At 43.4% G+C, this 12,137-nt stretch carries 13 protein-coding genes; 9 read left to right on the forward strand and 4 right to left on the reverse strand.

Going from position 1 to position 12,137, the window contains the following annotated elements; translation table 11 throughout:
* Positions 1 to 2: 2 nt before the first annotated feature.
* The 4 genes from NIS_RS02565 to NIS_RS02580 are packed head-to-tail and all read right to left on the reverse strand — an operon-like array spanning position 3 to position 2,403.
* Positions 3 to 1,277, reverse strand: coding sequence for a hypothetical protein (locus NIS_RS02565; RefSeq protein ID WP_012081845.1), 1,275 nt, complete (start codon positions 1,275 to 1,277; stop codon positions 3 to 5).
* Entirely contained in the window at positions 1,267 to 1,740 is a 474-nt protein-coding gene (locus NIS_RS09950) for a hypothetical protein (RefSeq protein WP_012081846.1), read from the reverse strand. The genes NIS_RS02565 and NIS_RS09950 overlap by 11 nt, the downstream gene beginning before the upstream one ends.
* Entirely contained in the window at positions 1,737 to 2,108 is a 372-nt protein-coding gene (locus NIS_RS02575; RefSeq protein WP_012081847.1) for a hypothetical protein, read from the reverse strand. The genes NIS_RS09950 and NIS_RS02575 overlap by 4 nt, the downstream gene beginning before the upstream one ends.
* Before the next feature lies 1 nt (position 2,109).
* Entirely contained in the window at positions 2,110 to 2,403 is a 294-nt protein-coding gene (locus tag NIS_RS02580; protein WP_041353984.1) for a hypothetical protein, read from the reverse strand.
* A 104-nt stretch (positions 2,404 to 2,507) separates the two neighbouring features.
* On the opposite strand from NIS_RS02580, the gene NIS_RS02585 reads away from it, so the two are divergent.
* From NIS_RS02585 to NIS_RS02625, 9 genes are all read left to right on the forward strand, one after another.
* A complete protein-coding gene (locus NIS_RS02585; RefSeq protein ID WP_012081848.1) occupies positions 2,508 to 3,179 on the forward strand; it encodes a hypothetical protein in 672 nt (223 codons plus the stop codon).
* A gap of 11 nt (positions 3,180 to 3,190) precedes the next feature.
* Complete coding sequence (locus NIS_RS02590; RefSeq protein WP_012081849.1) at positions 3,191 to 4,150, forward strand: major capsid protein; 960 nt, start codon at positions 3,191 to 3,193, stop codon at positions 4,148 to 4,150.
* Between the two features lie 9 nt (positions 4,151 to 4,159).
* Entirely contained in the window at positions 4,160 to 4,363 is a 204-nt protein-coding gene (locus tag NIS_RS02595; protein ID WP_041353985.1) for a hypothetical protein, read from the forward strand.
* The gene (locus NIS_RS02600; protein WP_012081850.1) at positions 4,363 to 5,265 is read left to right on the forward strand and encodes a hypothetical protein; all 903 of its coding nucleotides are present in this window, start codon (positions 4,363 to 4,365) and stop codon (positions 5,263 to 5,265) included. The genes NIS_RS02595 and NIS_RS02600 overlap by 1 nt, the downstream gene beginning before the upstream one ends.
* 9 nt (positions 5,266 to 5,274) lie before the next feature.
* Positions 5,275 to 5,574 carry a hypothetical protein gene (locus NIS_RS02605; RefSeq protein ID WP_012081851.1) on the forward strand — a complete coding sequence of 100 codons (300 nt, stop codon included), beginning with the start codon at positions 5,275 to 5,277 and terminating at the stop codon, positions 5,572 to 5,574.
* Between the two features lie 47 nt (positions 5,575 to 5,621).
* Positions 5,622 to 5,891, forward strand: a complete 270-nt coding sequence (locus NIS_RS02610) for a hypothetical protein (protein WP_012081852.1) — start codon at positions 5,622 to 5,624, stop codon at positions 5,889 to 5,891.
* 156 nt (positions 5,892 to 6,047) lie between these two features.
* On the forward strand, positions 6,048 to 10,313 hold the full coding sequence (locus NIS_RS09955; RefSeq protein WP_012081853.1) for a tape measure protein: 4,266 nt from the start codon (positions 6,048 to 6,050) through the stop codon (positions 10,311 to 10,313).
* On the forward strand, positions 10,310 to 11,470 hold the full coding sequence (locus NIS_RS02620; RefSeq protein ID WP_012081854.1) for a DUF2460 domain-containing protein: 1,161 nt from the start codon (positions 10,310 to 10,312) through the stop codon (positions 11,468 to 11,470). Before NIS_RS09955 ends, NIS_RS02620 begins: the two co-directional genes overlap by 4 nt.
* Complete coding sequence (locus tag NIS_RS02625; protein WP_148164062.1) at positions 11,467 to 12,135, forward strand: hypothetical protein; 669 nt, start codon at positions 11,467 to 11,469, stop codon at positions 12,133 to 12,135. Before NIS_RS02620 ends, NIS_RS02625 begins: the two co-directional genes overlap by 4 nt.
* Positions 12,136 to 12,137 lie beyond the last annotated feature (2 nt).

Consider the following 12,137-nt stretch of genomic DNA (forward strand, 5'->3'; position numbering starts at 1 on the left):
TTCTATTTTTCTAAATCCTCCAACTCGCTTTTAATCTTATCCATATCCTCAATACCAATCGAGTTTAAATCATTATTGATAATCTGCAGCAATTTTAATCTTTCATAAGTAGGTGCCGAATAGCCAAGCTCTTTGAATGCTTCAAGTGTACTGAACTCTTTTGTAATATCTACAATGCTGAAGCTTTTTGAGTATTGGATAGTTACATCATTGTTGATGTTCAAATACCTACAAACAATATCAAATAGTCTTGCCTCAAAATCTTCCAATCTCATGGCAAAGTTGGATAATGAGCTATTGAGTCCTTGAAATTTGATATCAAGTGCGATTCCACTCTCTTGAGTTTGATTTGTGGTAAAGTTGTAGGTAATTTTGTCTATTAAAGCTTCAAGTTTTTCAATCTCTTCTTGATAGATGTTTGCTGGTCCTACTTCTGGAGCGATGAAGCTTGGGCGTGTCATCTCTTTCCCGTAGATGATGGCGTTGTCTGTGGACAGTTTTAACGAAAAATCACTTGGATTGTCTGCCTGGATAGTCAAGACGCTGAATGTTTGACCTCTCATAATCTCATCTAGTTCGCTCCTAAGATTGTAATGTCTTTTCGCGATTGAAGCAACCTGTGTGAATTCTCCAATATCAGGAAACTTCCCAGTCTCGCTAAAGATTAAAACTGGAGTCAAGCCCAAATTGTGCTCTCCTGATTCAATAACTTCGCCGCCTTGAAGCACTTGCCAGGAGGTTCTGTCGAAATATCGTTCTACATTGATGATATTTGGATTGCCAGGTTCAGATCTGTCTATTGTGTCTTTGAATTTCACGTACTCGAAGTTGCCGTATGCGTCTATTTTATATTCCGTGATGTTTTCTGGGGCAATGGATGTGAAAAACGGAAGGGCCCTGTTTTTGAGCTGATCTCCAATTGTCTGTCCGACATCTTTTGGCATATCCACAAGAACAATGCCGACTCCTCTAACTTTCGATTCTTTTGCAAAATTGGACATGAATATGTCTATATCGTTGCCTTGCTTGTCACAATCATCAAAAACCATTTGAATAAATTTGTTGGATGAAGTTCTTATCGGTCTGTTTTTGAAGATATACCCGATATATCGTGTCACGTTTGGAGCGAAAAGGTTGGTATAGAAGGCGATTTTTTGCCTGTTGCTGTATTTCTCATCGCTTTCTCTTGGATATTTGTCGATATAGCCGCCGTCACTGAAACCGCCATCTCCCTTGTATGCTTCATAGGCAAACTGCCACATTGTTTTATAGTCCATCTACAAATCTCCCAAATATTTGATTTACTTCTTTGCTTGCTTCATCAAGTGCGTTGTAAAGGAATGGATCGCCTTTGTAGCCAGGATGTCTTACTGCTTTGGCAAAGGCAAAGTTGCTCTTATCGCTACCATCTTTCACCCACCGTAGAGCCCTTTTGAATCTTGGATGAATGAAATGTGGCTGTGTTCCGAAATGGACAAACAGAGCGTAGTTTACACTTTTTCCTTTCCAGTCGACCATCATCCCGTCATCACTAATTCCAACTACTGCTGCATCGCACCCACTCTTTTTTTTGTATAAATTGTGTTCCATTTTTCCGGTTTTATGGTGTTTTGCCATATTCTTTTTTGATAAATCGTATGTTTTATTCAAAAGAGTCGTTATTAAATCGCATTTGCTGTCTTTATCCAGCTTTTTAAAAAGAGTCTGTAGTTCGCTAAGTCCTTGTATCTCTACTTTCAACTGATATCCTTCAATGCAAAACTCATCATTGCGACCTTGAAGTTTTTGACAACGTCTTTATCAAAAACAGCTCTTTGAAAATAGCAGATACCGGTGCCAATCTGTTTTAGGTGAAGCGAATTTTTGATACTTGCAACAAAATCCATATGCTCTTGGTAGGTTTCTTGTAAAGTATCTTTGATATCAGTGCCTATATAGACTTCAAACTCAAGATCCTCTCTGTTGAATTCTCCAGCTTCATTCATGGATGGAACGATTCTGATAAATGGTGTATCGTCTGCGCTGATTCCTTCCTCTATGCCGAGTTCTACGCTTTTGGCTCCTGCAGCCAATAAAGCGTTTTTGATATCGAGCAGCAACTCAAACATATCAGCCCCTTGCTATGCTCATACTGGAGATATTGGACGGCGAATTGGTTTTGGCTTTTTTGTAGGTTTCATCGAGTTGGACTTTGTACGCCTCATACTTCTCCTTCATTCCGTCCGCTTCTATATGCCTGATGGCAATTTGCGTGTAGACTTTCGCTTTGACGAGCTGCTCTTTATAGAGCTCATCTGTAATACCCAGTTTATCAGCCTCTTGGATGGCTTTATCCTCAAGGCTTTGCAGTTCTACATCATCCACTTTTTTGATCAGAAAGCTATCTTCATATATATAAAGCATTTAAAAAGCCTTTTTATTTGAGTCTAACACCTATTTGTGAAGTGAGGTACCCCCAATACTTCACAAATTAGTTCTATGATTTACAAAAAAGACTGGAGGTCTGTATGTTTCAAAAGCTACAAGAGATGCTTGAGGCAGGGAAGATTAGCGAAGAGGTGGCGAAAGCCTTGGATGACGAGATAGGCAAAGCGTTGAAAGACGTAAGGGATGAGGCCGCAAGCTGGAGGGTCAAATATAAAGAACTTCAGCAAAACTACGAAGAGGTGGCCAAATCCAAAGAGAAGCTTGAGGCTGAGTTGTCCTCGCTGGACGAGAAGATCCAAAAAGCGAAAGAGGAAGGCAAAAACGAGCTTGTGAAAGAGCTTGAGGCAGAAAGAAACGAAAAAGAGGAACTGACAAAAAGGCTTAGCGAGCTTGAGGCTTCAGCAAGAAATCTAAGAATTGAAAACGAGCTGTCAAGGGCTCTATCAAAATTTGAATATGAGCCAATCGATAGTGAGATTGTCGCAGATTTTCTCAAATCGAGACATATCGATGTCGTTGACGGTGAGATTAGATTTAAAAAAGGCGATGAACTGATGCCTTTGGAAGAGGGCTTGAAAGCGATAGTCGAAGAGCGACCAAACCTTTTTAAGGCAAAAGGCAATCCAGGGAGTGGTATCGAAAGTACGCAAAGCGGAAACTGGAGCAAGAAGAAAAGCGAAATGAGTGATGACGAAATCGAAGAATTCGTCCAGAAGCATGGACAGGAAGCATTTTTACAACTACCAGACTAAGGAGATAGAAAATGGCGATTCAAATCAAAGATACGGTAATTCAGACTACCGCAATTGACAGCATTAGAGACAATTTGCTCAATGCCAAGAGCGCTACAGGCGGTGCAATAAGTGTTGGTAGAAATATCCATAAAGGCGACTATATCGAGGAAACATTCTTCGATGATTTTGGAAATATTGTGCGAAGAGATCCAACGGTTGATACGGCGGTAACCCCTGAAAGACTATCTACAAGTAAAGACGTAGCGGTCAAACTCTACTTTAGAGGCGATCTATTTGTGACTAATACCGAGCTTGAGCGATATGGCACGACAGTGAAGAATATGAACTCTAAGATCGGAAATAAGATCGGAGAAAAGATCTCGCGATGGACAATAGAAAAAGGGCTTATAGCGTTGGTCGCGGCTCTAACTTCAAGAGCGGAGCTTGTCGCAGGTGACGGAACTACTGCAGCAGATGTAAAAACACTTGCCGATGCTGTGTTCAAGCTTGGTGATATGAACGAAGATGTGAAAGTGTTCGTAACTCCTTCCATGGTTGCATATCAGCTGCTTCAAAATGCGCTTAATTCTACTGCAGATCAGATTAGCTACGGTGCTGTCTATGGCGCACAGATTGGAACACTTGGAAGAAAGCTGTGGATGGTCGATAATGCCGCACTTCAATGGAGCGAGGACCTGAATGGCGATGGAGTCAATGAAAACGGATACTACACGCTTGGATTGACTCCTGGTGCGATTACTATCGATGAGAGCGAAGTTGTAAAAATCTTGAGCGATCTCGATATTACCCAAGAAAACGCAGGGTATCGATTCAAGACTGAAGGCGCTTACACCATCAAAGTGAAAGGTTTTAGCTATAACAAATCCCAAGGCATCAACCCTAGCGATTCTGTACTTGGCAGTACCGCAAGCTGGACGCTTGTAGGCGATATTAAAGCTGCTGCAGGCGTCGTAGCCAAAACTGCATAAAGGTAGCCCATGAAAAGAGTGATTGATTTCAGCGGACAATATCAAGCGTCCGCTGATGAAGTAGTCGTAAGGGCAAACATCAGGTTTTTCAAAAAAGAGGATTTGAGAGGTTTTGACAAGGTAGTTGCTTCTGAAAAAGACAAAGAAGTGTTTACTGGGGTAGAAAACCTTGAACTGATTGGCTCTAAAAAGAGCAGAAGAGGAGCTAGGTGATGGCAAAAAGACTTGTAAAAAACAGCGTTGTTCTAGCTGCTGTTGGTGCAACGCCTACAACATCAAACGTTGTGGATATCAGCGATCCGTTTAGTCCAAGCTTTACCACAAAAACAGGTGAGTACAAGCAGTTTGACGGGCAGATGGGGACCACTAAAACATGGGTGGATGGCGATTACCTTGTGGCGAGTGGAACAATCAGTGCATTTTTGAAAAGCAACGGCGGCGGTGCAAACATTCCAAAGCTTGATGAGCTTTTCAAAATGGCAGGGCTAACCGGTCAAGCAGTCGATACTGATGGAGACGCAGTCAACGATACCTATATCTATTCTCCAAATTCTGATGAATTGGCCACAGGTGAGGTAATCTGGTATCTCGATGGCATGAAGCGACACTTTACAGGCGTGAGTGCGAATCTCAAGCTTGATTTTGAAGTTGGCGCACCAGCTAAAGCGCAGTTTGATATTCAAGGATACAGCGATACGCCAGTTGAAGAGGCGAATCCAGCAGTCACGCTTGATGACAATGAAATATTCGTCGTCACATCGGCGCAAGCAGTGACTGTAAGTGGTCTTACGCTGTCTGTAACGAGCGTAAGCTTCGATATGGGTAATCAAATAAACGAGATTTACGCAATCGGCGACAAGAGCTTCTACCGATCCGATTTTGCGGCGAAAGTATCCATCACAGAAAAAGTTGGAAACGATATCGGATATTGGAGCGAGTTTTTGAGTGGTGCCATCAAATCGCTTGAAGTGACTTTGAGCGATAGAAGTGGAAATAAGTTTGTATTACATCTGCCAACACTGAGCTATACAAACATCAGCGAAAGTGGGACAGATGAGCTTGAAGCCACACGAGAGTTCTTGGCAAGTAACGATTTTACGATTACATATCTATAAGGAGGGTGAGTGAAAAAATTTAGTGCGAAGTTGACCGAGTTCCCCTTTGAGTTTGAATTTCTTGACGGAAGTAAAGCTGAGTTCAAGTTCAAAGACCTCAATACGAAGCAGATTCAGAAATTTTCAAAAGTAGGTGATATGGACGATGATGAGCGCTATCAGCTTCATATTGAGTTGCTTGAAGAGAATATTGTGGGTGATGAGGAACTCAAGCAAAAAATGATCGAGGAACTTGAAGAGTATGGGAATATTTTTGAATTTGTAGCTGGTCTCCAAGAGGAGCTGGGAAAGCGACGCAAGAGGAGATAGAGAGATTCTATTTATGGTGCGAACAGAATGCAAAAGGGATCGGGGAGTTGAACCTTGATGGGGATGAGCTTGAACAGATCAAAGGTAATCAAGCATCAAAGATTGTGGTTATCGATAACCCGATCTACTTTGCAGCATCTCGCATCTTTCTGCAAGTGCCATGGGAGTATGGCGGTATGGGTGGAGTAGTTGGAAAAAAATACGAGGCTGTAAAAGATTTTCTTGATTGGAACAACTTTGAGGTTAAAGAGTGGACGCCGATTTTTTTACAAGGCGGACTAATTTGGGCGCAAGAAGCACAAAAAGCGAAAGGATAGAAGCTGTGACGATAGAGAACGTATCAACCTTAACGCTTAACAGCACATACCATATAGCGCCAATGATTGCGTATCTTGCGTCCATTCGAAGTATGAAAAGCAAGATGATAGCAAATCCTAAAAAAGTAAGTACAAATTCCATAGGATCATTATACCATGGCTAAAAAAGAACTCAAGCTCATCATCAAAACTGATGCAAAAACTGGCGATCTTAAGGTATTTGCTGGCGAAGTCAGCAAGCTGGATAAAGCCACAGAGAAATTATCGCATACTACCGCTAAATCTATCAAAAACATTGAAAGCTTCACAAAACGAATTCGAGATATGGCTCACATCGGTGTGGCCATATATGCGCTCAAACAACTTGCAGATGCAGCTGTTGCCCTTGGTGGTTCTTTTACTGGTACTGCAATGGAATTTGAAAAGTTTAACGCTGTATTGAAAACCATTGAGGGGAGCAGCCAAAAAGCAGAAAAATCAATGCAATGGATAGTCCATTTCACTAAAACTACTCCATATCAACTTGCAGAAACGACTGAAGCGTTTGTAAAACTTCGAGCGTACGGACTTGAACCTACAAAAGGACTCCTAAAATCCCTTGGTGATACTGCAGCAGCTATGGGTAAGCCGCTTGACCAGGCTGTTGAAGCGATAGCAGATGCAGTCAATGGTGAATTTGAGCGCCTTAAAGAGTTTGGAATAAAAGCATACAATCAAGGTAGTAAGGTAGCTTTTCAGTGGGCGGATGCAAGTGGAAAAGTAAAGCATATCGTAATAGACAATAACCAAGAGATTATACAAAGTACACTTGAGACGATATGGAACAGCAAGTATGAAGGCGCAATGAATGAGCGCGCAAATACACTTGAGGGCATTCTTTCAAATATAGCGGACAATTGGACGATTTTAAAAAAGAATGTGATGGATGCCGGGCTATTCAATTACATCAAATCCATCACAAAGGCGATCGGTGATGAATTTGCAAGTGCAGTAGATAAAAGCAAAACAAAAGCAAAAGAGTGGAGCGAATGGCTCATAAACGGCATCCGCTTTGTAGCTAAAGCTGTTGTTCAGATGGCATACAAATGGGATGTTGTTGTCAAAGCTATCAAGGTACTCAAAATTGAATGGACAGCGTTCAAATTGGCCATTGTCACAGCAGCTGCTGGATTTGAAAAGATTTTCAATGGCATAAGAATCGGCATAGCAAAAGCATACAACTGGATAGTGGATAAAGCGAAAGCTATCAATAATGCACTCCCAGGATTCTTAAAAATAGGATGGATAGACAATCTCCAAAAAATGAAAGTCCCTCAAGCTTTTACAGCATACGAAGAAGAATCAGAAAGACTCTATAAAGAGCTTAAAAATCAGGTTCAAGACTATGTAGATTTTGCGAATGAAAAACACAACCAGCTTGGCGACAAGTTCAAAGAAATCTTTAAAAGAGCGGAAGAATACTATAAAAAATTTCAAAGCAATGTGAAAACCACTACCAAAAAAACGACAAAAGAAGTAAAACGCGCTGTAGACGGTGCTTTTCAAAAAACAGCTTCGAAAATTAAAAAAACAACTAAAACCACCGCCAAATACATCGAAACCACTTTCGATAAAGTCTCGACAAACATATATGATAGCTTCAATAATAACTTCTTTGACGCTATCACGGGTAAATTCAAAGACTTCAAATCGTTTCTGAAAAGCTTATTTAACGACATTTTGGGCTCTATCGTCAATCCTTTTGCAAGAAGCATAAGTGCATCTTTGGCTGGATTCTTTACCAACGGACTTGCAAGCATGGTCGGTTTACCGCAAGTCTCAATGAACGGTGTGACTATCGCAAAAGAGCTTACAAAAGCTGGATGGAAAGCTTTGGGGGACGGTGTCTATCAAAACGAAGTTGGCCAAAAGATCGTCACAACCGGCGGGCAGATTCAAGCGTATGCGGCGGATGGGAGTCCGATAAATGATATAGCTACGATTGCATCATTGCCTGCGGCTCTTAAAACTGGCTCGTCTGCTCTAAAAGGACCAGGTGCTGCACTGGCTTCCGCTCAACTTGCACTAATGAAACCGTTTTCTATGGCGGGTCAATGGCTTGTTGGAAACGGGATGACGAATGCCGGACTTGGTGTGATTGGGTTTGGGCAAGGTTTCGCACATCCATTTACATATGTCAATCTCGGTACTACTGCTGGAACGGTAGGAAGTATTGCAGGGTCCGCATTGAGCGGTGGTTTGTTGGGTTTTGGCGCTGGAAAGCTTGGAGATATGCTTTTCGGTGCTGACACGTATGCCGGTATTGGCGGGGCATTGGGCGGAGCGATAGGCAGCGGTCTTGTATCGGCTGGACTTGTTTCAGGCCCTGTTGGTGGAATAATAGCAGGTATAGGTACAATAATCGGCGGCATCTTTGGCAAGAAAAAATACACATCCCAGGGGATAGAGGCTTTCGACTACGTTGGTGCGTCAAACATCACAGACGAAACCCTCAAAGCGTACAAACACTGGGAAAAAGAAGGATGGTTCAGTTCAAGCAGCGGTGACGAGTATAGCCTCGTTTCACAGGTTGTCAAAAACAGACTTAAAAAGACGTTTCAGGCGCTTGACGAGATACTTTTGAAAGTGTTCCAAAAAGAGGCTGAGTGGACGTATCTCGCACCTGGCAAGATATGGGACAAGGAGGATGCGCTTGAAAAAACAATTCTCTCCTCCTTCGTTCAGCATATCACCGGAAAAGATATCCAAAGCGACGAGTTCACGCAACAGCTCAAGCAGATATGGATCGACTACGCTGAATCAATCGACAAGACAATCACGGAAACTTTGACGGAAGAGTTTGGCAAATACCTCAAGACACGAAGAGACTTCTCCATATGGAAAGCCAAGATATTCGGCAACGATATAGAAGCCCTCAGGCTCAAGATGGAGTATGCGAAAGAGGACTTGCAAAGCCTCCAAAAAGCGATGGATGCCTCAAACGTGACCGTGGACAACTATCTCGATCTTATGCAAAAAGCCATCGAGGCGAGCCCCACACCTGATACGATAGAGTCCTGGAATCAGCTTGGCCAAGCGTTGATGCAGGCAACAGATGCTGAAAGAGCATACAAACAGGCGATCGAACAGACTATCACACAAGGCATCTCACGATTCGAAAGCGCTCTTGCTATTTTGAACGCAAAGCCGATCGAAAATGTATCGCAGCTGCTTGAGGCAATAGCCAACGCGACGCCAGAGACGGTGCAAAACGTTCTTGCTGCCATCAACAATCTCAAGCAAAAAGAGATACAGGATGCGCAAAAGAGCTACAACGACAGAATCAATCAGCTCAACAAAGAAAAAAGCGTCATCCAAAATATCGCACGCTATCTTGACCAGCTCAGACGCGGTGCCGACAGACTTCGAGCGATTGCCCTCAGAGGGACTACATACGCAAAAGAGCGGTTCTACGAATATCTTGGCAGGGTCCGAAACGATCTTGCAAACGGTCTCAATCCGGATAAAGACGTAGAAAATCTCTTGAACTACGCTTCAGCGTATCAAGAATATCTTAAACAGAACTCACAAACGCAAAAAGAGTATCTGTTCGAAACCAACAAGATGGCGAACCTGCTTGACGATATGGCGGATAGATACGACGTGAAATCCAATACCGACAGGATCGAGTCTGCAATCGTCGAGGCAAATATCGACTTGCAAAACAGGATTGGCGAGATCAACGAAACGTATCAGCGATACACGGAAATGCTCAAACTCACCATCGAGCGAGAGTACCAATCTTTTGTGGACAAGATGATCGATCAATATGCCGAGTATCTTGGCTACGATTCGCCAATCGTTCAACAGTTGATACAGCTGCAAAACGCAATTATGGCTGCGATCCAGGACAGCCAAAACAAGGTGGCGAGCTACCAGGTTCTCACCGCTCCAAGCGATAGCGGCGGAGGCGGAAGTGAAGCGTACAACCTTGTCTATCAAACCTACATGGAAGTGCTTGGCCGTCCACCAGATACAGACGCCGCGGGGTGGGTTGAAGCAGTCAAAAGCGGCGATATAGCGCCTCAAGACCTTGCAAAATCTATCGCATACGCTGCTACGCAAGTATTTGATGAGAGTTCATATAATGGAGACGTACCGCATGAGGTGATCGAGGAATCCATAAAAAACGCTGCAAACTATGCGATCTTGCATCCATTCGCGGATGGCGGAATCGTGACCGCTCCAACTGCCGCCTTGATTGGGGAAGCTGGATATCACGAAGCAGTCATTCCGCTCAAAGATCCAAACGATCCGTTGAACCAGAAGACTCTCATATCAGAGATACGAGCGCTTAGACGAGAAGTCGCAGCACTCAAAGAGTACAACAAAGAGACGGCGAACAATACAAAAGTATTGCAGACTGACAGGAGATTCGCATGAGATACGTTCAGCCGAGAACCACCACGCTGTCAGTGACCGACAATGGCTATACCTACACTAAAACGGTATATGAAGCTCCAACTACAATTAGCGGCGTGACCGATGAAACGTATCCAAACTATGATCCAGGTGCCACATATAATTTGGGTGAATACGTGATAGTACCTGAACTAAAAACGATATACAGGTGTACTGATAGCAATGTTACTGGCGTATTCCCTCCATCAGACCAGTCCAAATGGATCGACTGGGGATTTGTAAACTCCTACAAAATGCTCTCGACGGACGAGCAAATCGGGGCGCAGACAGTAGGTACAAATATCGTTCTTGAAATGCCATTTAGCAGATGCGATACCGTAGGACTTGTGAATATCCATTTCGCTCAACTGCTTCTTGAGCTGATAGACAACGACAAAAACCCGATTACTGGAGAAAGTGTTGGGACAGGTGATGGCGCTGCCACGACATTTCAACTTGCAAACACGAACATTGTCAAAGATTCGGAGACCATATACGTTGACAGTGTAGCGCAGACGAGAGATACCGACTACACGATAGACAATGCTTCGGGGCAGATTACATTTACGACCGCTCCAGCTGACGGAGCCGCAATTACAGCCGATTATCAGTTTGCGGATGAAGTCAGGGTGGTAAGTGGTAGAGACATAGGATGTATAAGCTTTTCTGAGTATTTCTACGACGAAATAAAAGAAAAATCACGCGTCATTGCGACGGACATCAAATGGCTTCCAAACGCTACGCTTAGGCTCACCTTTGATGGCGGAACGGAAGGAGTTGTGAAGATCGGATCAATCGTCATTGGAAGCGCAAGAGAGTTGGGATTGACGCTCTATGGCACCGAGCTTAGCTTTGAAGACAAAAGCAAAATCCAAAACGATGAGTTCACAAACACGCGAAAAGTGATCCGATACGGACATGTTCGAGTCCTCAAAGCAAAAGTAGTCTTTGATGTACCAGATTTCAACGTAGTAGCGCAAAAAGTTGGAGAGATCGTAGGAAAAAATGTTCTATTCATTCCTGACGAGACAGACAGATTCAGCGAGATGACAAACATCGCATACATAGAGGATTTCTCGATGCCGATAGACAATCCGGTCAAATTTGAAACCACAACAACAATAGTAGGAGTAGCGTGATGACACAATTGCCGACACTGACCGTTTTCAGCGGGCAGGTACCAGATAAAACAACGATGGACAAGGACACGTTCGCAAACAGTGTTCATATCTATCTCAACTATTTCAACGACAGTTTCGTACCTGAGACAAACACGCTTGTGGACAATATGAACACATTGAGCGGCGAGGTTCAGACAGCTGCGGATAATGCCGCAGTTAGTGCTACAAATGCAGCAACGAGTGAAGCCAATGCTGTGCAATCAGCAACAAATGCCGCAACTTCAGAGCAAAATGCAGCTACAAGCGAAGCCAATGCAGCAAACAGTGCAAGTGCGGCAGCGAACAGTGAAGCGAACGCAGCAACGAGCGAATCCAACGCTGCGCAATCTGCAACAAACGCTGCAAACAGCGAACAAAAAGCGTTCAAGTGGGCGAACGAAGATGAGGATATCGAAGTCGAGCCAGGACAGTACAGCGCAAAACATTGGGCTGCAAAGGCAGCATATGTTGTATCGAATGGCGTGATTGACGATACTTCAGTATCTACAATAACGACGTACTCTTCACAAATGATCGAGGATAGATTGCAAGAGTTTGCGTCTACTGCAAGCGTGATCGATGGTGGAACTGCAAGTTCTACTGTTGATGCAATCATTGATGGTGGTGGAGCTTCAAACGCATAAAA

The organism is Nitratiruptor sp. SB155-2 (genome assembly GCF_000010325.1).
Classification (GTDB): Bacteria; Campylobacterota; Campylobacteria; order Campylobacterales; family Nitratiruptoraceae; genus Nitratiruptor.

Excerpts from the sequence above, each read along its gene's own strand:
- NIS_RS02565 (WP_012081845.1), bottom strand. The coding sequence starts at position 1,277 with ATGGACTATAAAACAATGTGGCAGTTTGCCTATGAAGCATACAAGGGA.
- NIS_RS02575 (WP_012081847.1), bottom strand. The coding sequence starts at position 2,108 with ATGTTTGAGTTGCTGCTCGATATCAAAAACGCTTTATTGGCTGCAGGA.
- NIS_RS02580 (WP_041353984.1), bottom strand. The coding sequence starts at position 2,403 with ATGCTTTATATATATGAAGATAGCTTTCTGATCAAAAAAGTGGATGAT.
- NIS_RS02585 (WP_012081848.1), top strand. The coding sequence starts at position 2,508 with ATGTTTCAAAAGCTACAAGAGATGCTTGAGGCAGGGAAGATTAGCGAA.
- NIS_RS02590 (WP_012081849.1), top strand. The coding sequence starts at position 3,191 with ATGGCGATTCAAATCAAAGATACGGTAATTCAGACTACCGCAATTGAC.
- NIS_RS02595 (WP_041353985.1), top strand. The coding sequence starts at position 4,160 with ATGAAAAGAGTGATTGATTTCAGCGGACAATATCAAGCGTCCGCTGAT.
- NIS_RS02600 (WP_012081850.1), top strand. The coding sequence starts at position 4,363 with ATGGCAAAAAGACTTGTAAAAAACAGCGTTGTTCTAGCTGCTGTTGGT.
- NIS_RS09955 (WP_012081853.1), top strand. The coding sequence starts at position 6,048 with ATGGCTAAAAAAGAACTCAAGCTCATCATCAAAACTGATGCAAAAACT.
- NIS_RS02620 (WP_012081854.1), top strand. The coding sequence starts at position 10,310 with ATGAGATACGTTCAGCCGAGAACCACCACGCTGTCAGTGACCGACAAT.